This window comes from Streptomyces sp. NPDC012637, from assembly GCF_042954805.1.
Taxonomy (GTDB): domain Bacteria; phylum Actinomycetota; class Actinomycetes; order Streptomycetales; family Streptomycetaceae; genus Streptomyces.
In genome coordinates this window covers 1-16853 of record NZ_JBIBDS010000008.1, presented here as the reverse complement: position 1 = coordinate 16853, position 16853 = coordinate 1, and the positions used below count along the sequence as shown (strand labels likewise).

The following is a 16853-nucleotide window of genomic DNA, read 5'->3' as shown; positions in this document are numbered from 1 at the left end:
CACACGTGGCCACGGCGCTGGAGAGTACCGACGGCAAGGCCCACCGACTGGCCGAACTGCGCGAGTTCCTGATGAGCCGCAGGGCCCGGGTGACGCCCGCCGAGGCCGGTCTGCCGGACGGCGGTGCCCGGCGCCGCACGCCGGGGCTGCGCCGCGAGGAGGTCGCCGTCCTCGCCGGTGTCGGGGTCTCCTGGTACCAGTGGCTGGAGCAGGGGCGCGACATCACCGTCTCCCCGCAGGTGCTCGACTCCGTCGCGCGGGTGCTGCGGCTGAGCCCCGCCGAGCGGCGCCACCTGTACGTCCTCGCGGGCCTCAACCCGCCCGCGCCGGAGGTCGACCCGGGTTCGGTGGACATGTGCCACGGGCTGCGACGGCTGATCGAGGCGTGGATGCCGTTCCCGGCGCACATCATGGACGCCTACTGGAACACGGTCATGTACAACGAGGCGGCGTCCTTCGTCCTCGGGATGCGGCCGGAGATCGTCCAGAACTGCCTGATCTCGTTCTTCACCGACCCGATCTACCGCTCCCGGGCGAACGACTGGGCGGATCTGGCGCCCAAGGTCGTCGCCCAGTTCCGGGCGGCCTGCTCGGAGAGCCCGGACGACGACGGCTTCCGGGCGGTGGTCGAGGAGGCGAAGGCGGCCAGCGCCGAGTTCACGGAGCTGTGGGAGCAGCGGGACATCATGCCGGGCGGCCAGACCCGCAAGATCCTGGACCATCCGCTGGCCGGCCCCTTGCACGTGGAGGCCACCCAGCTCCGCGTACCGGCCCGCCCAGACCTGGTGATCGTGCTCCACACCCCGCTTCCCGAGGCCGACACGGCGGCGAAGCTGGAGTGGCTGACGTCGCCGGAGGGGCGGCGGGGGGCGATGTACCCGGTGGCGGGCTGACGGACGCTCTCGGGACGCACCCGACCGGGGAGGGCCAGGTGGGGCCGGATAGGGACGGGCCGGTGACAGGGGCCTGTCACCGGCCCCGTATATTCTCCTCGCCGTTCGGTCGCCGACCCCGGTGACCAGGCGTTTTCCGCTCATTCACCCACCCTCAAAAGGCAGTTCACCATGCGTACTCGCATCAGCCGCGGCCTGGCCGCCGCCCTCGCCGTCTCCGCGCTCTCGCTGACCGCCGCGTGCGGGGGCGGGGCGAAGGAGGACACCAAGAAGGACGGCGCGGACAAGCCGGCCGCCGGCGCGACGACCTCCGCCGCCCCCACGTCCGAGGCGCCGGCCGCGCCGCTGACGGACGCGCAGATGAAGGCCGCCGCCCTGGAGGTCAAGGACCTGCCGTCCGGCTGGAAGGCCAAGAAGGGCGAGGACGACAAGTCGGACTACAAGTCCGACAAGGCCGAGTGCCAGCCGCTCGCCGACATGATCAGCGCCAACGTCCCGGGCGCCACCAAGGGTGCGAGCGTCGACTTCGTCATCGGCAACAACGCATCCGAGCTCAGCCAGGAGGTCATGACCTTCGCCGGCACCGGCGCGGCCGACTACACCAAGAAGATCGCCACGGCGCTCGACGCCTGTACGAGCTTCTCCGTCGAGACCGAGGGCCAGAAGATGAAGCTCGGGGTGGAGAAGCTCACCGCCCCGCAGGGCGCCGAGGAGGTGCTGGCCTTCCGGTTCGCGCTGGAGGTCTCCCCCGGCATCACGATCAAGCCGAAGCTCCTGGTCGGCCGACAGGGCACCGGTGCGTTCCGCATGGTGCACCTCGCGGACGCCGCGAAGGCCGAGAAGGACTTCGACGGCCTCGCCAAGACGGCCACCGAGAAGTTCGCCAAGGCCGCTCAGAGCTGAGCCGCGACCCGACCTATCCTCGGATCATGACACTCAACCGCGAGCACGACGACCTCGGCGCCGAGGACCTCAAGATCATCACGCTGGCGCGCAGCGCCCGCGCCCGGAACGGGGTCGCGGAGGGCGCCGCGGTACGGGACGAGACCGGGCGGACGTACGTCGCCGGGACCGTCGCACTCGAGTCGCTCAAGCTGAGCGCGCTGCAGACCGCCGTCGCGATGGCCGTCGCCAGCGGCGCGCAGTCGCTGGAGGCCGCGGCCGTGGTCTCCACCGCGGAGTCCGCGTCCGACGAGGACCGCGCGGCCGTGCGGGACCTGGGCGGGCCGGAGACCCCGGTGCTGCTCGCCGGGCCCGACGGGCGGCTGCGGGAAGCGGTCACAGCGGGCTGAACGGCCCGTGCGTCCGTGACGTACGAACCCTGGGGGCCCGGCGCGTGGACCACGCGCCGGGCCCTCGTGGTACCGCTCCCGCACGGGCCTTGTGCTCTTGTGAAGAATGCGCGTCAATAGCAGCGACCGGTCCGACGGACCGTCAGTTCTCCGCCCTTCTCGCGGAGTTCCTTGACGCAGTGTCCGCACCCCTGCGTTCGTCATCGGAAACGGAAGGGGTACGACCTCGCCATGAGAAGCAGCAGCAGCTTAGGGATCGTCGCGGTGCTCTCCGGAGCCCTCGCCGCCGCCGGTCTCGTCTTCGCGCCGGGGGCCGCCGCCGTGTCGCCGGGTTCGGCCACGGCCACGTACGACTGCGGGTCGTGGGGCGGTGGCGGTGCCACGCTCACCGCCACGCAGAGCGGCACCGCCGCGACCATCACCCTCACCTCCGCGGTGAAGACGCCGATCGCGGTCGGCGCCGACCAGATCAGCGCCACGCTGACGATGGCCAAGGCCGGCGGCGGCACCCGGGTGTTCACGGGCAAGAAGAACCCGGCGCTCGCCGCGAACCAGGCCGTCACCATCGGCCCGCTCAGTGGGACGGTCGCCTCCGGCGACAGCCTCGACTCCTACTTCGCGGGCACCGCGCTCAAGATGGTGATCTTCGGCGTCACGGTGAACTGTGACGCGCTCACCTCGCAGTCGCCCGGGCCCTTCGTGTTCAGCTGAGCCCTTCCCGCACGGCCGACCGGTACCGCCGAGGGCGGTGCCGGTCGTTGCTGTGCCGTGCGGTGCTTCAGTCGAGGCGCCGCTGTGACCTGGGGAAACCGTCCCCGACTGCCGATCTTGACAGTATCTGATGGGTCATCAGTCGGTGCATTTCGATTCCATTGACTTCTCTCGGCCCGCAGCCGTCAATGGCGCCCTCTCATCCCTCAGGAGGGGACCCACATGGCACAGACCCGAAGCCGCGCGGCGGCTCGAAGACGGCGTCGCTGGACCGCCGCCCTCGGCGCCACCGCGCTCGCCCTCACCGCGGGCGGGGCGTTCGCCGCGCCGGCCGGCGCGCTCACCACCGCCTCCAAGGCCGTGGAGTTCGCCACCCACTGCATACCGCCGCCGATCGCCGGCATCCCGCCCATCGACGGCACCACCACCGCCGAGATCACGGTCGACAACCCGGCACCCAAGGTCGGCGACACGGTCACCGTCACCTACACGGTCACCAAGCCCGCCGCCTCCAACCCGGTCGACCTGGCCCTCCCCGCCGACATCATGACCCCGAGCGGCAAGGTCACCCTCGGCGGCGCCCAGACCGGCTCCGTCACCGTCACCGGCGAGAAGAAGAACCCGCCCGTCCCCGGCAAGGGCGCCTTCCCGCCCTTCTCGATGAAGGGCACCTTCACGGTCACCGCGCCCGGCGCGATCGACCTCTCGCCCGGCGACTACAACATCCACACCAGCTACATCATGGAGCTGGACACGCCCTGCACCGTGACCAACCCGCCCGCGCCCGTCTCCGAGACGGTCACCGCGACGGCACAGCCCGGCGCCAACGAGCGGGCCCTCCAGCTCGACAACGCCTCCGGCGCGCCCGGCGTCCGGGTCACGGTCACCGGCAGCAAGTTCACGCCGCTCGCCGAGGTCACGGTCGTCGGCCGGGCCGGAGCGGCCGAGACCGCCGACCGGATGACCGTCACCACGGACAGCCAGGGCGGCTTCGCCGCACGTCTGAGCGTCAGCGACCTGGCGACCACCGGGATCGTGGCGTACGAGGGCGCGGCCTGGGACCCCGACAAGGGCGCCGGCCCCGTCGCGTACCAGGTCATCGACGACACCCCGCCCCCGCCGAACAGCCAGAAGGTCACCGCGTCGGTCAAGGCCGGCGAGCTGTCGATGACCCAGGCCGGCGACGCCGTCGAGCTCTCGGCCGTCGACTTCGGGCAGGGCGGCGCGGCCACCGGCGCGCTGAAGACGGTGACGGTCAAGGACTTCCGCGGCGGGCCCGCGGGCTGGTCCCTGACCGGCAAGGTCACCGACTTCACCGGTCCCGGCGGCGCCATCGGTGCCGGCAGGCTCAGCTGGAGCCCGGCCTGCACGACCAAGGCCGGCAGCCCCAGCACCTGCGTGCCCGGCAGCGCGGGTGCCGTCGGCAGCACCGGCGCGACCCTCGCCTCCACGCCCAACGGCACCCTCACCGGCGGCGAGTTCACCGTCGACGCGGGCCTGTCCCTCGACGTCCCCGCGTTCACCGCGCCGGGCTCGTACGCGGGCGTGCTCACGCTGACGCTGTCCTGACCCGACCGACCGCCGAGCGGGCCGGGCGCGCACCCGGCCGGCCCGCCACCTACCTCAAGGGGTCCGCACCCGTGCGCACGCTGTACGTCCTCCTCCTGTGCACCGCCCTGGCGCTGCTGGGCCCGCTGCCCGCCGCCGCGCCCGCCTCCGCCGCCGAGAACGGCGAGTGGGCCGTCTACCCGGCCGCGTCGCGGCTCGGCAGCCGCCCGTACTTCTACCTCTCGGCCGACCCCGGGACCACCGTCACCGACAAGGTCACCGTCGCCAACAAGACCGCCGCCCCGCTCACCTTCCTCCTGTACGGCGCCGACGCCTACAACACCGAACGCGACGGCGGCTTCGCCGTCCGCACCCGGCAGGAGAAGCAGACCGGCGCCGGCGCCTGGATCAGGCCCGCCCGCGACCGGGTCACCGTCCCCGCGCGTTCGGCCGTCACCGTGCCGTACACCCTCACCGTCCCCGCAGACGCCGAGCCCGGCGACCATCCCGGTGCCGTCGTCGCCCTCGACGAGCGGATCGCCGAAGGCGCGGGCGGCCCCGTCGCGCTCGGCGTGCAGCGGGCGGTCGGCGCCCGGGTCTATCTGCGGGTCGGCGGACCCACGGTCCCGGCCCTGTCCGTCGAGGACGTCACCCTCAGCCAGGACCGGCCGCTCGTTCCCGGCACCCGCACCAGCAGTGCCCTGGTCGGCTACACCCTGCACAACCGCGGCAACGTCACCCTCAACCCCAAGGTGGCCCTCACCGCACAGGGCCTCTTCGGCCGCACCCTGCTCTCCCGCGACCTGGACCGGCTGCCCGCCGAGCTGCTGCCCCGGCAGAAGATCCGGCTCACCGCGCGGTGGACGGGATCGCCGCAGCTCGACTGGGGCGACGTGACCCTCACCGCCACGGCCGAGGACGTCCGCGAGTCCGGCCGCGTCTCCTTCCTGGCGCTGCCCTGGCTGCCGCTGGCCGCCCTGCTCACCGGAGCCGCCGGAGGCGTCCTGGCCCTGCGGATGCGCCGCCGACGGGCACTGAGTACGTGAGGCGGGCGCTCATCGGGGACAATGGCCCCCATGAGCGTTCGCACCCCTGAGACCGATGAGAACACCGCCCCCCACCGGGCGGGCTTCGCCTGCTTCGTCGGGCGACCCAACGCGGGCAAGTCCACCCTCACGAACGCTCTGGTCGGCCAGAAGGTGGCGATCACCTCCAACCGGCCCCAGACGACCCGGCACACCGTCCGCGGCATCGTGCACCGCCCGGACGCCCAGCTGATCCTGGTCGACACCCCCGGCCTCCACAAGCCGCGCACCCTGCTCGGCGAGCGGCTCAACGACGTCGTGCGCACCACGTGGGCCGAGGTCGACGTGATCGGCTTCTGTCTGCCCGCCGACCAGAAGCTCGGCCCCGGTGACCGGTTCATCGCCAAGGAACTCGCCGAGATCCGGAAGACGCCGAAGGTCGCCATCGTCACCAAGACCGACCTGGTCGACTCCAAGACCCTCGCCGAGCAGCTGATCGCCATCGACCAGCTCGGCAAGGAGCTCGGCATCGAGTGGGCCCAGATCGTGCCCGTCTCCGCCGTCGGCGACAAGCAGGTGCAGCTGGTCGCCGACCTGCTGATCCCGCTCCTGCCGGAGTCCCCGCCGCTCTACCCGGAGGGCGACCTCACCGACGAGCCGGAGCAGGTCATGGTCGCGGAGCTGATCCGCGAGGCCGCGCTCGAAGGCGTGCGGGACGAGCTGCCGCACTCCATCGCGGTGGTCGTGGAGGAGATGATCCCGCGCGAGGGCCGCCCCGCGGACCGCCCGCTGCTCGACATCCACGCCAACGTCTTCATCGAGCGCCCCAGCCAGAAGGGCATCATCATCGGCCCCAAGGGCAGCCGCCTCAAGGAGGTCGGCATGAAGTCCCGCAAGCACATCGAGGCACTGCTCGGGACCCCGGTCTTCCTGGACCTCCACGTGAAGGTCGCGAAGGACTGGCAGCGGGACCCCAAGCAGCTCCGGCGGCTCGGCTTCTAGGGCGAGCCGAGCCGGGTTTCTCCCGTCCCGTCCGTCCCTGGGACGCCCGGCCCCCGTCCCAGGGACAGGGAACGGCGCGGGTCCCCCCTGTTCCGTCGACATGATCATCCGGTCGAGGCATCGACATGATCGGTCGATCGAGCAACAGGGGGACACGTGGACGTCGTCTTCGACGGTGACGCCTCGCCGGCGGGTGCGCGGGCAAGCGGCTGGCGGGGCCTCTCGCACCGGGCGCTCGGCGCCACCGAGGTCAGACCGCTGGGCGAGGGCCCCCTGCGAGTCCGGCTGAAGGCCATGGCCCTGCGGGAGGGCGTACAGCTCGCGGACTTCAGCTACAGCCCGCTGGCCTGCCGGCGTACCCCGGCGCTCATCAGGAGGTCGGATCCCGAGCTGTACCACCTCGCCCTGATCACCGGCGGGCACCAGCGGCTGGAGCAGAGCGGCCGACGAGTGACGCTGGGCCGGGGCGAGATGGTGCTGTACGACTCCTCGCGGCCGTACGAGGCCTCGGTCACCGCGGACGGGCCGCCGGCGGGCTCGCTCATCCTGCACTTCCCGAAGAGGCTGCTCCCCTTCCGCGACGCCCACGCCTCCCGGCTCCTCGCGGTGCCGCTCCCCGCGCGGCAGGGCGTGGGCGGACTCCTCGCCCGCTTCCTCACCGGCCTGCGTGAAGAGGTGCCCCACTGCACGCCCCAGGACACGGGCAGGCTCCACACCACCGTGCTCGACCTGACGGGCGCGGTCCTCGCCCACCACCTCGACCGGCAGCAGGCGGTGCCGGCGTCCGCCAGGGAGAAGGTCCTGCTCCTGCGGATCGAGTCGTTCATCCGCGCTCACCTGGGGTCCGAGGACCTGACGCCCTCCGCCGTCGCCGCCGCCCACCAGATGTCCGTCCGCGCCCTGCACCGGCTCTTCCGCCACCACGACACGACGGTCGCCGAGTTCATCCGGAGACAGCGTCTCGAACACTGCCGGCGCGACCTGTCCGCCCGTCACCTCAGCGACCTCACGGTGCACGCCATCGGCACCCGCTGGGGATTCCCGCGGCCCGCCGCCTTCAGCCGGGCCTTCCGGACCGCGTACGGGATGCCGCCGGGCGAGTACCGGCACCGGGCCCTGCTGAGCAAGGGCGCGCAGAGGTAACGACCGGGCACCCGGTGTGAATGACCCGGTGGGTGAGGCTGACTAGCGTCGTGGTGGTCGGTGGAAGCACCACCGCCACTACGGGAGGAAACCCACATGCTGAAGAAGCTGATCGCGAGTGCGGCCGTGCTCGCCGCCGCCGGGCTCGGCGTCGGCCTCTCCGTCACGCCGGCGTCCGCGTCTCCGTGCCCGTCCGGGGCGCTCTGCGCGTACCTGTACACGGACTACGCGGGCGACCCGGGCACGGTCTACGGCAACAACACCAACCTGCTCCAGTACAACAAGTTCGACAACGCCGTCTCGGTGTCCAACTCCGGTACCCAGTGCAGCGTCCGCGTGTACAGCGGTACCGGCTACACCGGCTCCTCGATGAACATCCCCCGCGGGTACGGCCTGGGCGACCTGTCCGGCACCCCGTACTACAAGAACATCGCGTCGAACTACTGGTGCTGATGCCGTGAACCTGCGACCAGCAGCCCTGTTCGTCCTGTGCCTGCTGGCGGTGGGCGGGTGCTCCTCGGCACCCGCCCACGGGGACGCCGACAGCCTCCCCGTCCCTCTCGACGGGGTCACCGTCGTTGCGGAACGGCAGGCCGGGGCGCTGCACGAGGCCGAGGAACGTTCCGTCGAGGCGTGCATGCAGCGACGCGGATTCACTTATGAGCCGGTGCCCGGTGGCCGCTACGTCTCCGCGAACCCCTACGGGCTGCTGACGGAGGACGCCGCCGGCGCCGACGGGTACGGCCTGGCGTCCGTCGCGCTCGCGGGCCCTGCGGAAGACCCCAACACGGCCGCCGTCGCACGACTGGCCGAGCCCAGGCGCACGGCCTGGCAGAAGGCGCTGATCGGCACGGGGGAGCGGCAGATCACGCTGACGGCGAGCGGCGCGCCCACCCTGCGCGTCAACACCGACGGCTGCGTGTACCTGGCCCGTCGCGACGTGTACGGCGGGGCGTGGGAACAGGCGGAGGTCGACGCCACCGGAGCGGCTACGGAGATCGTCGCCCAGGTCGTCGCCTCCCCCGAGTTCGTGGCCGCGCAGAAGACGTGGGCCGCCTGCATGGCGGAGCAGGGGGAGAAGGTCACCACGCTCCAGCAGGCCCGACGACTCATCCAGGAGGCGGTGCTCCGGGCCGGTGGCGACCGCTCGGCCCTGTTGCGGACGGGCCGCCGCGAACAGCAACTGGCACGGCGTGACGCGCTCTGCCAGAGCCGCGGAGACCTCGCGGAGGCCACGCGCACCGCCCAGGAGCACGTCCAGGCCCGTCTGCCCGAGTCCTCATGGACGAAGGCCCGCCGAGTCGGGGAGCTGCGCGAGCGCGCCCTGCGCCGGACGGGCGCGTGACCCCGCGGGGCACGGGGCGCGACGCGGGCCGGCGGGGCACGGGGCGCGACTCGGGCCGGGAGCCGGCCCAGGCCGGGGCGCGGGTCAGGCGCCTTCCTTCAGGACCCTCGTGATGAGGGTCCGCTGCGTGTCCGTGAGGTCCGGGTCGCAGCAGTGGATCGTCCTGTCGTCGATCGTGATCTCGTACGAGAAGCCGTCCGGCACGGCCCGGCCGTCTCCCCCGCCCTCCCTGAGGACGGTGTCGGCCAGACCGTGCCACTCGGCCGCGTCCGCCAGGCCGGCGGTGTCCACCTCCGCCGACCGCTGGACGCCCGCGAAGCCTCCCGTGCGCTGTATTCGAATCCGCATGGGACCTGTCTACAGGGGTCTCAGTTCGTCGGCACGCCGACGAGCGACCAGGCCTTGAGGACGGCCGCCAGCTCGTCGCCGTCGCCGAAGAGCTTCCGTGCCGAGGCCACCGTCGCCCGCGCGAACTCGGAGAACCGGGCCTCCTCGGTCAGTGTTCCGCCGGTCATCACGTCGTACCAGATCCGGCCCGCCCGCTCCCAGGCGAAGCCGCCGAGCTCGGTCGCGAGCAGGTAGAAGGCGTGGTTGGGGATGCCCGAGTTGATGTGGACGCCGCCGTTGTCGGAGCTCGTGCGGACGTAGTCGTCCATCGTGGCGGGCTGCGGGTCCTTGCCGAGGACGTCGTCGTCGTACGCCGTGCCCGGCTCCTTCATCGAGCGCAGCGCCACGCCGTTGTCGATGGCGGGGCCGAGCAGCCCGGCGCCGATCAGCCAGTCCGCCTGGTCGGCCGTCTGGCCGAGCGCGTACTGCTTCACGAGCGAGCCGAAGACGTCGGACACGGACTCGTTGAGCGCCCCGGACTGGCCGAAGTAGGCGAGGTTCGCCGTGTGCTGGGTGAAGCCGTGGGCCAGCTCGTGGCCGATGACGTCGACCGGGATGGTGAAGTCGAGGAAGAGCTCGCCGTCGCCGTCGCCGAACACCATCTGTTCGCCGTTCCAGAACGCGTTGTCGTACTTCTCGTCGAAGTGGACCGTGGCGAGCAGCGGCATCCCGGCCCCGTCGATCGAGCGGTGGCCGTAGACCTTCGCGAAGAGGTCGAAGGTGGCGCCGAGCCCGGCGTAGGCCCGGTTGACGGTGGTGTCGGCGACGGCCGCTTCACCCTCGCCGCGCACCTCGGCACCGGGCAGCTCGGTGCCGTGCTCGGCGTCGTAGACGGTGCGCTGCGGCTTGTCGGAGGCCTCGCCGCCGGCCGGGGCAGGAGGCGCCTCCTCGCGGGCCGAGCGCTGGGTGGCGTCCACGAGGAGGGTGCGCCGGGCGGCCTCGGCGAAGGCCGGGTTGTCGGACTCGGCGAGCCGCTCCAGCATGTGGGGCGGCACGATCGAGCAGACGCCGGGTGGGGTGGAGCAAGAGGGGGGAGTCATCCCTGCAATGTGGCACTGTGTGGCGTGACTGTCACGAGCAGCGACGGTGATTGGTGAAATAGAGTGATGGGTCACCTTTCTCCCTTGACGTGAGGGCCGTCCCGCATACTGAAACGGGACGTCCGCCCCCGCCGGTCCTGGGCTATGGTGACGCACATCATGCGTTTCGGGCTGCTTCTCCTTAGCTGCCGCGGCGAGGGCCTGTAGTCGTAGGCCGACCCCCTCCCCGCGGGTTTCGGTGTTGCGTTCGACAGTCGGCCGTCCCTCTCTCGCAGGACTTCCGAGGAGCCCTACGCAATGTCCCAGTCGCCGTTCATCAGCCGCCCGACGCCCGTCACCAACGCGACGCACCTGCAGAAGCCGTCCGGGATGCCCGTGCACAAGTACGGGCAGTACGAGGCCGTCGACATCCCCGACCGCACCTGGCCCGAGCAGCGCATCACCAAGGCGCCCCGCTGGCTGTCGACCGACCTGCGCGACGGCAACCAGGCGCTGATCGACCCGATGAGCCCGGCCCGCAAGCGCGAGATGTTCGACCTGCTGGTCCGCATGGGCTACAAGGAGATCGAGGTCGGCTTCCCGTCCTCCGGCGAGACCGACTTCGCCTTCGTGCGCTCGATCATCGAAGAGGGCGCGATCCCGGACGACGTCACCATCTCCGTACTGACCCAGGCCCGCGAGGACCTGATCGAGCGGACCGTGGAGTCCCTGGTCGGCGCCAAGCGCGCCACCGTGCACCTGTACAACGCGACCGCGCCCACCTTCCGCCGGGTCGTCTTCCGCGGCTCGAAGGACGACATCAAGCAGATCGCGGTCGACGGCACCCGCCTGGTGATGGAGTACGCGGAGAAGCTGCTGGGCCCGGAGACCACCTTCGGCTACCAGTACAGCCCGGAGATCTTCACCGACACCGAGCTGGACTTCGCCCTGGAGGTCTGCGAGGCGGTCTGCGACGTGTGGCAGCCCGGCCCGGGCCGCGAGATCATCCTCAACCTGCCCGCCACCGTGGAGCGTTCGACGCCGTCCACGCACGCGGACCGCTTCGAGTGGATGTCCCGCAACCTGACCCGCCGCGAGCACGTCTGCCTGTCCGTCCACCCGCACAACGACCGCGGTACGGCCGTGGCGGCCGCCGAGCTGGCCATCATGGCCGGCGCCGACCGCATCGAGGGCTGCCTGTTCGGCCAGGGCGAGCGCACCGGCAACGTCGACCTGGTGACCCTGGGCATGAACCTGTTCAGCCAGGGCGTCGACCCGCAGATCGACTTCTCGCAGATCGACGAGATCCGCCGCACGAGCGAGTACTGCAACCAGATGGAGGTCCACCCGCGCCACCCGTACGCGGGCGACCTGGTCTACACCGCCTTCTCCGGCTCCCACCAGGACGCCATCAAGAAGGGCTTCGACGCCATGGAGGCGGACGCCGCCGCCCAGGGCAAGACCGTCGACGACATCGAGTGGGCCGTCCCGTACCTGCCGATCGACCCGAAGGACGTCGGCCGCTCCTACGAGGCCGTCATCCGCGTCAACTCGCAGTCCGGCAAGGGCGGCATCGCGTACGTCCTGAAGAACGACCACAAGCTGGACCTGCCGCGCCGGATGCAGATCGAGTTCTCGCGGATCATCCAGGCCAAGACCGACGCCGAGGGCGGCGAGGTCACGCCGAAGGAGATCTGGTCCGTCTTCCAGGACGAGTACCTGCCGAACCCGGACAACGCCTGGGGCCGCATCCAGCTGCGCTCCGGCCAGTCCACCTCGGACACGGACGGCACCGACACCCTGAAGGTCGAGGCGGTCGTCGACGGCGTCGACACCGTCCTGACCGGCTCCGGCAACGGTCCGATCTCCGCCTTCTTCGCCGCGCTGCAGGCGGTCGGCGTGGACGCCCGACTGCTGGACTACCAGGAGCACACGATGAGCGAGGGCGCGTCCGCGCAGGCCGCCTCGTACATCGAGTGCGCCATCGACGGCAAGGTCCTGTGGGGCATCGGCATCGACGCCAACACCACCCGCGCCTCGCTGAAGGCCGTCGTCTCCGCGGTCAACCGCTCCGCGCGCTGACGCCCGCCCCCGGACCCGCTGCCCTCGTCCACCCCAGAGGGTGATCTCGCCACCGGCGGATCGCCCTCCGGGCTGCTGCGATGGGCGGCGGGTCTCGGCCATCTCCTTGGCGTTCTGCTGACGAGGTGCTGACGCCACATCATCGATGTGGCTAACATCACGCCAACGCCGGCAGTGTTGCCGGGACGTTAAGGAGGTGCGGCGTGCGGTCAGCGCGGAAGTCACGGGACCGGAGCAGGGTTCTCTGCGGAATTCGCACCTCGTGGAACACGGTCGGCGACGGCGAGTTCTTCTGCGAGGAGTGCGGCGGGGACCGCAACTACCGCCGACGCACCGGCCGCCGCCGGTTCGCCGTCCTGGGCGTGCCGCTGCTGCCCCGGGGCCACGCCGGACCGGTCGTGGAGTGCGCCGCCTGCCACACCCACTTCGGCACGGACGTGCTGGCCCACCCGACGACGAGCCGGTTCTCCGGGATGCTGCGCGACGCCGTGCACACCGTGGCCCTCGCCGTCCTCGCGGCCGGCGGCACCTCCTCCCGTACCGCCGTCGACATCGCCGTGGGCGGTGTGCGGGCGGCCGGTTTCGCCGACTGCACCGGGCTCCAGCTCGTCGAGCTGGTGGAGGCGCTGGCCGCCGACACCGGCCGCTTCCTGCCGGACGTCAGCAGCGGAGGAGCGGCCCTCGCCATCGAGCTCCACGAGGCACTCGAACCGCTCTCGCCGCACCTGGCCCCCTCGGGCCGCGAATCGATCCTGCTCCAGGGCGCGATGATCGCCCTCGCGGACGGCCCGTACAGCCCCGCCGAGCGGGAGGTCCTCACCACCGTCGGCAACGCGCTCGCCCTGTGCGCGGACGACACGGCACGGCTGCTCGCGACGGCGCGCAAGGTCGGCTGAGGGGCACGACCGCCGAGGCGCGGCGGCGCGGGCCGGACGGTGCCGCCCTCGTACGAGGCGCGGCCGCGCGGGCCCGATCACGGCGGACGGGCGCTACGCCAGGCCGTTGTCGTACGCGTACGCCGTCGCCGCCCCGCGGGACGAGACGGCCAGCTTGGCGAAGATGTTGTTCAGGTGGCGGGTGACCGTGTGCTCGCTGATCACCAGCTTCCGGGCGACGTCCCGGTCGCTCGCACCCGAGGCCACGAGCCGCAGGACCTCCGCCTCGCGCACGGTCAGCCCGCCGGGCGGCCGCCGCGGCGGCCGGCCGGTCAGCAGGGCGGCGGCGCGGCGGGCGTCCGGTACGGCACCGAGGCGCTCGAAGGCCGCACGGGCGGCGAGCAGGTCGCGGCGGGCCGCCTCCTCGTCGCCGGCCGCGCGGTCGGCGGCCGCGAGCAGCATCCGCACCTGCGCGGCCTCGTAGGGGACGCGCAGCCGGAGCCAGAGCGCCAGGGCGCGCTTCAGCGGCGCGGGCGCGAGCGTGACGGAGCCGCGGGCGGTCGCCGCCATCGCGGAGAGCAGCGGGACGTCGGGGGAGGCGAGCCGTTCCAGGTTGGTGGCGGCTCCGGCGGCCGCGGCGCGGTCGCCGAGGGCGAGGCTCGTCTCGGTCAGGGCGGCGAGCAGCCGGGCCCGGCCGAGCAGGTCGTGCGCCGGGTCGGACTGGCAGTCGAGCGCGAGCCGCAGCCCCGCCAGCGCGGTGTCCGCGCGCCCCTGCGCGAGTCGCAGCAGCGCGAGCCCCGGCTGCGGCACCCGGCCCAGCTCGTGCGCCCGCCCGTACGACCGGGCCGCCTCCTCCAGGCGCCCCTGCCGCCGCTGGATCTCCCCGGCCGCGTACGAGGCGGCCGCCGCCGTGCCGAGCGAGTCGACGAACACCTCCTGGCACACCAGGCGCGCCGCCTCCTCGGCCCGGGTCCATTCCCCGAGCAGGTCGAGCACCTCGACGTGGTGGATCCGGCACAGGCCCCGGAAGGGGTTGTTGGGGGCCGCGCACCAGGCCATCGCCGCGTCCGTCCATTCCACCGCGCGGCGGAGGTCGGCGGCGGACATGCACTGGGTGAGGGCCAGGCTGTAGAGCCGGCCGGTGAACAGGCCGCTCAGTTCGCCCGCCGTCACCGAGGCCATCGCGTCGTCGAGGAGGGCGAAGGCCTCCGCGCGGCGGCCCTGGGCGAGGAGGACGGAGGCCTCCGCCTGGCGGCTGAGGGCGAGGAGGTCGGGGCTGCCGGAGCGGAGGGCGAGGCGGCCCATGCGGTGGACGGCGGCGAGGGCCGCGGCCGGGTCGTGGTGTCCGTCGGCCTCCTCCGTGTCCGTCCAGGCGAGGAAGCACTGCTCGGGGCAGTCGGGCCGGCCCTCCAGCTGGTGCCGGGCGCGGTGCAGCCAGCCCGCGGCGGCCGCGGGCCGGCCGAGGCGGCGGTACTCGAAGGACAGCCACCACGCGGTGAGTCCGGCGCCGCGCCAGTCGCCCTCGGCCACGTACGCCGCGTGCGCCCGCAGCCGGGCCGCGACGGACTCGTCGACCCGGCCCGACCACCACGCGGAGTCCGCGAGCGCGTCGAGGTCACCGGGCGTCAGGACGTCGGCGGGATGCCGGTCGGCCTCGTGCAGGAGGGCGTACGCACCGGCCCAGTCCTCGCGGGCCGCCGCACTCCTGGCCCGTTCCAGCACGGCCATGACGGCTCCTTCCCGGTCCTTTCAGAATAGGACCGGGAAGAAGCCGCGGCTGGTCGGACGGGCGTCACGCCGGTGTCACGGGCGTCAGGCGAGCTCGACGCCGCTGGCGCGCAGCATGTCCTCGCGCTCGACGATCTTCACGCGCTCGCGGCCCTGCGGCTCGCCGAGCGCCTTCTCGGCGGCGTCGAGCCGGTACCAGCCCTCCCACGTCGTGTACGTGACGCCCTTGCCCTCCAGGAAGGACACGACCGCGTCCTCCTCCGGGGTCTCGGGCGTGAGGAGCCGGCCGTTGGCGAAGTCGTCCAGCAGGTTGGCCACGGTCTCGTTCGCGTCGCCCTTGGTGTGGCCGATGAGGCCGACGGGGCCGCGTCGGATCCAGCCGGTGACGTAGGTGGAGGCCATGTGCTCGCCGCCCTCCTCGATCACGCGGCCGCCCTGGTCCGGGACGGTGCCGCTGACGGTGTCCCACGGCAGTTTGGGCAGCTCGTCGGAGAGGTAGCCGACGGCGCGGTAGACGGCCTGGACGTCCCAGTCGGTGGTCCGGCCGGTGCCCTTGACGTTGCCGGTGCCGTCCAGCTCGGTGCGCTCGGTGCGCAGGCCGACGACCTTGCCGTCCTCGCCGAGGATCTCGACCGGGGACTCGAAGAAGTGCAGGAAGAGCTTGTGCGGGCGGTCGCCGGTGTCGCGGATCGCCCAGTTCTCCAGGGTCTTGGCGACCATGTCGGTCTGCTTGTTCTTGCGCCGCTCGGCGATCGAGCCCTCGTCGTAGTCGATGTCCTCGGGGTTGACGATGACCTCGATGTTGGGGGAGTGGTCCAGCTCGCGCAGCTCCATCGGGCTGAACTTGGCCTGCGCCGGGCCGCGGCGGCCGAAGACGTGGATCTCCACGGCCTTGTTGGCCTTCAGGCCCTCGTAGACGTTCGCCGGGATCTCGGTCGGCAGCAGCTCGTCGGCGGTCTTGGCGAGGATGCGGGCGATGTCGAGCGCCACGTTGCCGACGCCGAGGACGGCGACCTTCTCGGCGGACAGCTCCCAGGTGCGCGGGACGTCCGGGTGGCCGTCGTACCAGGAGGCGAAGTCGGCGGCGCCGAGCGAGCCGTCGAGCTCGACACCGGGGATCTTCAGCTCGCGGTCGGCCATGGCGCCGGTGGAGAAGATCACGGCGTCGTAGAAGGCGCGGAGGTCGTCGAGGTGGAGGTCGGTGCCGTAGTCCACGTTGCCGAAGAGGCGGACCTGCGGCTTGTCCAGGACCTGGTGGAGGGCGGTGATGATGCCCTTGATCCGCGGGTGGTCGGGCGCCACGCCGTAGCGGATGAGGCCGAACGGGGCCGGCATCCGCTCGAAGAGGTCGATGGACACACCCGGTTCGGCGGCGGCCTCGGACTTCAGCAGCGCATCAGCGGCGTAGATCCCGGCGGGGCCGGCGCCGACGATCGCGACCCGGAGGGGGCGGGGCATGACTGGATTCCCTTCGCAAGCGACGTGGCGGCGAAGGCGCCGCCACTTAGGTCACCCTAAATAATCCGGGTCGCGGAGGAGTACCCGCCCCCGGTCTATGGCCCCATAAGGTGGACTTATGGGTTCCATAAGTGCCCGCGTGGATTGTGGCACGCGAAAGGGCGGCGCACTCCGACGTGTCGTCGGTGTGCACCGCCCTCGGATGGTGCGGAGCCGGTACGGCGTGCGGGAGGCGGTTCGCCCCGTCATGGCGGTTACTTCGGGTCGTCGTTGAACTTCGACGTCGACCAGAGGTAGCCGAGTACCGCGAGGCCGGCGCACCAGGTGACGGCGAGCCAGCCGTTG

General features: G+C 72.2%; 16 protein-coding genes. 12 read left to right on the top strand and 4 right to left on the bottom strand.

The features are described from left to right. Nucleotides 1–5 precede the first annotated feature (5 nt). From ACFY8W_RS28565 to ACFY8W_RS28520, 10 genes are all read left to right on the top strand, one after another. Entirely contained in the window at nt 6–893 is an 888-nt protein-coding gene (locus ACFY8W_RS28565) for a helix-turn-helix domain-containing protein (protein ID WP_391111142.1), read from the top strand. Nucleotides 894–1064: 171 nt separating this feature from the next. Continuing rightward, a complete protein-coding gene (locus ACFY8W_RS28560; RefSeq protein WP_391111140.1) occupies nt 1065–1796 on the top strand; it encodes a hypothetical protein in 732 nt (243 codons plus the stop codon). A 26-nt stretch (nt 1797–1822) separates the two neighbouring features. After that, complete coding sequence (locus ACFY8W_RS28555; RefSeq protein WP_391111137.1) at nt 1823–2185, top strand: cytidine deaminase; 363 nt, start codon at nt 1823–1825, stop codon at nt 2183–2185. Between the two features lie 231 nt (nt 2186–2416). Further along, nucleotides 2417–2896 (top strand): hypothetical protein, encoded by a 480-nt coding sequence (locus ACFY8W_RS28550; RefSeq protein WP_391111134.1) that lies wholly within the window; start codon nt 2417–2419, stop codon nt 2894–2896. A 222-nt stretch (nt 2897–3118) separates the two neighbouring features. After that, nucleotides 3119–4465, top strand: coding sequence for a beta-xylosidase (locus ACFY8W_RS28545; protein WP_391111131.1), 1347 nt, complete (start codon nt 3119–3121; stop codon nt 4463–4465). Nucleotides 4466–4536: 71 nt separating this feature from the next. Then, nucleotides 4537–5490 carry a WxL protein peptidoglycan domain-containing protein gene (locus ACFY8W_RS28540; RefSeq protein ID WP_391111128.1) on the top strand — a complete coding sequence of 318 codons (954 nt, stop codon included), beginning with the start codon at nt 4537–4539 and terminating at the stop codon, nt 5488–5490. A 21-nt stretch (nt 5491–5511) separates the two neighbouring features. Beyond that, a complete protein-coding gene (gene era / locus ACFY8W_RS28535; RefSeq protein WP_391111125.1) occupies nt 5512–6471 on the top strand; it encodes a GTPase Era in 960 nt (319 codons plus the stop codon). A gap of 156 nt (nt 6472–6627) precedes the next feature. After that, complete coding sequence (locus ACFY8W_RS28530; protein ID WP_391111122.1) at nt 6628–7614, top strand: helix-turn-helix domain-containing protein; 987 nt, start codon at nt 6628–6630, stop codon at nt 7612–7614. A gap of 96 nt (nt 7615–7710) precedes the next feature. Continuing rightward, complete coding sequence (locus tag ACFY8W_RS28525; protein ID WP_391111119.1) at nt 7711–8067, top strand: peptidase inhibitor family I36 protein; 357 nt, start codon at nt 7711–7713, stop codon at nt 8065–8067. A 4-nt stretch (nt 8068–8071) separates the two neighbouring features. Beyond that, on the top strand, nt 8072–8959 hold the full coding sequence (locus ACFY8W_RS28520) for a hypothetical protein (RefSeq protein ID WP_391111117.1): 888 nt from the start codon (nt 8072–8074) through the stop codon (nt 8957–8959). An 84-nt stretch (nt 8960–9043) separates the two neighbouring features. Here the strand turns inward: ACFY8W_RS28520 and ACFY8W_RS28515 are convergent, their stop codons facing one another. Together ACFY8W_RS28515 and ACFY8W_RS28510 are read right to left on the bottom strand one after the other, a co-directional pair. After that, nucleotides 9044–9307: a protealysin inhibitor emfourin gene (locus ACFY8W_RS28515; RefSeq protein ID WP_391111114.1), complete on the bottom strand. Its 264-nt coding sequence runs from the start codon at nt 9305–9307 to the stop codon at nt 9044–9046. 20 nt (nt 9308–9327) lie between these two features. Next, on the bottom strand, nt 9328–10386 hold the full coding sequence (locus tag ACFY8W_RS28510; protein ID WP_391111112.1) for a M4 family metallopeptidase: 1059 nt from the start codon (nt 10384–10386) through the stop codon (nt 9328–9330). A 297-nt stretch (nt 10387–10683) separates the two neighbouring features. Here ACFY8W_RS28510 and leuA point away from each other — a divergent pair, with 297 nt between their 5' ends. Beyond that, nucleotides 10684–12447 carry a 2-isopropylmalate synthase gene (leuA, locus tag ACFY8W_RS28505; RefSeq protein WP_391111109.1) on the top strand — a complete coding sequence of 588 codons (1764 nt, stop codon included), beginning with the start codon at nt 10684–10686 and terminating at the stop codon, nt 12445–12447. 203 nt (nt 12448–12650) lie between these two features. Next, the gene (locus ACFY8W_RS28500; RefSeq protein WP_391111106.1) at nt 12651–13343 is read left to right on the top strand and encodes a TerB family tellurite resistance protein; all 693 of its coding nucleotides are present in this window, start codon (nt 12651–12653) and stop codon (nt 13341–13343) included. 93 nt (nt 13344–13436) lie between these two features. On the opposite strand, the gene ACFY8W_RS28495 is transcribed toward ACFY8W_RS28500, so the two are convergent. Both ACFY8W_RS28495 and ACFY8W_RS28490 read right to left on the bottom strand, forming a co-directional pair. Continuing rightward, nucleotides 13437–15050, bottom strand: coding sequence for a LuxR C-terminal-related transcriptional regulator (locus ACFY8W_RS28495; protein ID WP_391111103.1), 1614 nt, complete (start codon nt 15048–15050; stop codon nt 13437–13439). Between the two features lie 84 nt (nt 15051–15134). After that, nucleotides 15135–16508, bottom strand: a complete 1374-nt coding sequence (locus ACFY8W_RS28490) for an FAD-dependent oxidoreductase (RefSeq protein ID WP_391111100.1) — start codon at nt 16506–16508, stop codon at nt 15135–15137. Nucleotides 16509–16853 lie beyond the last annotated feature (345 nt).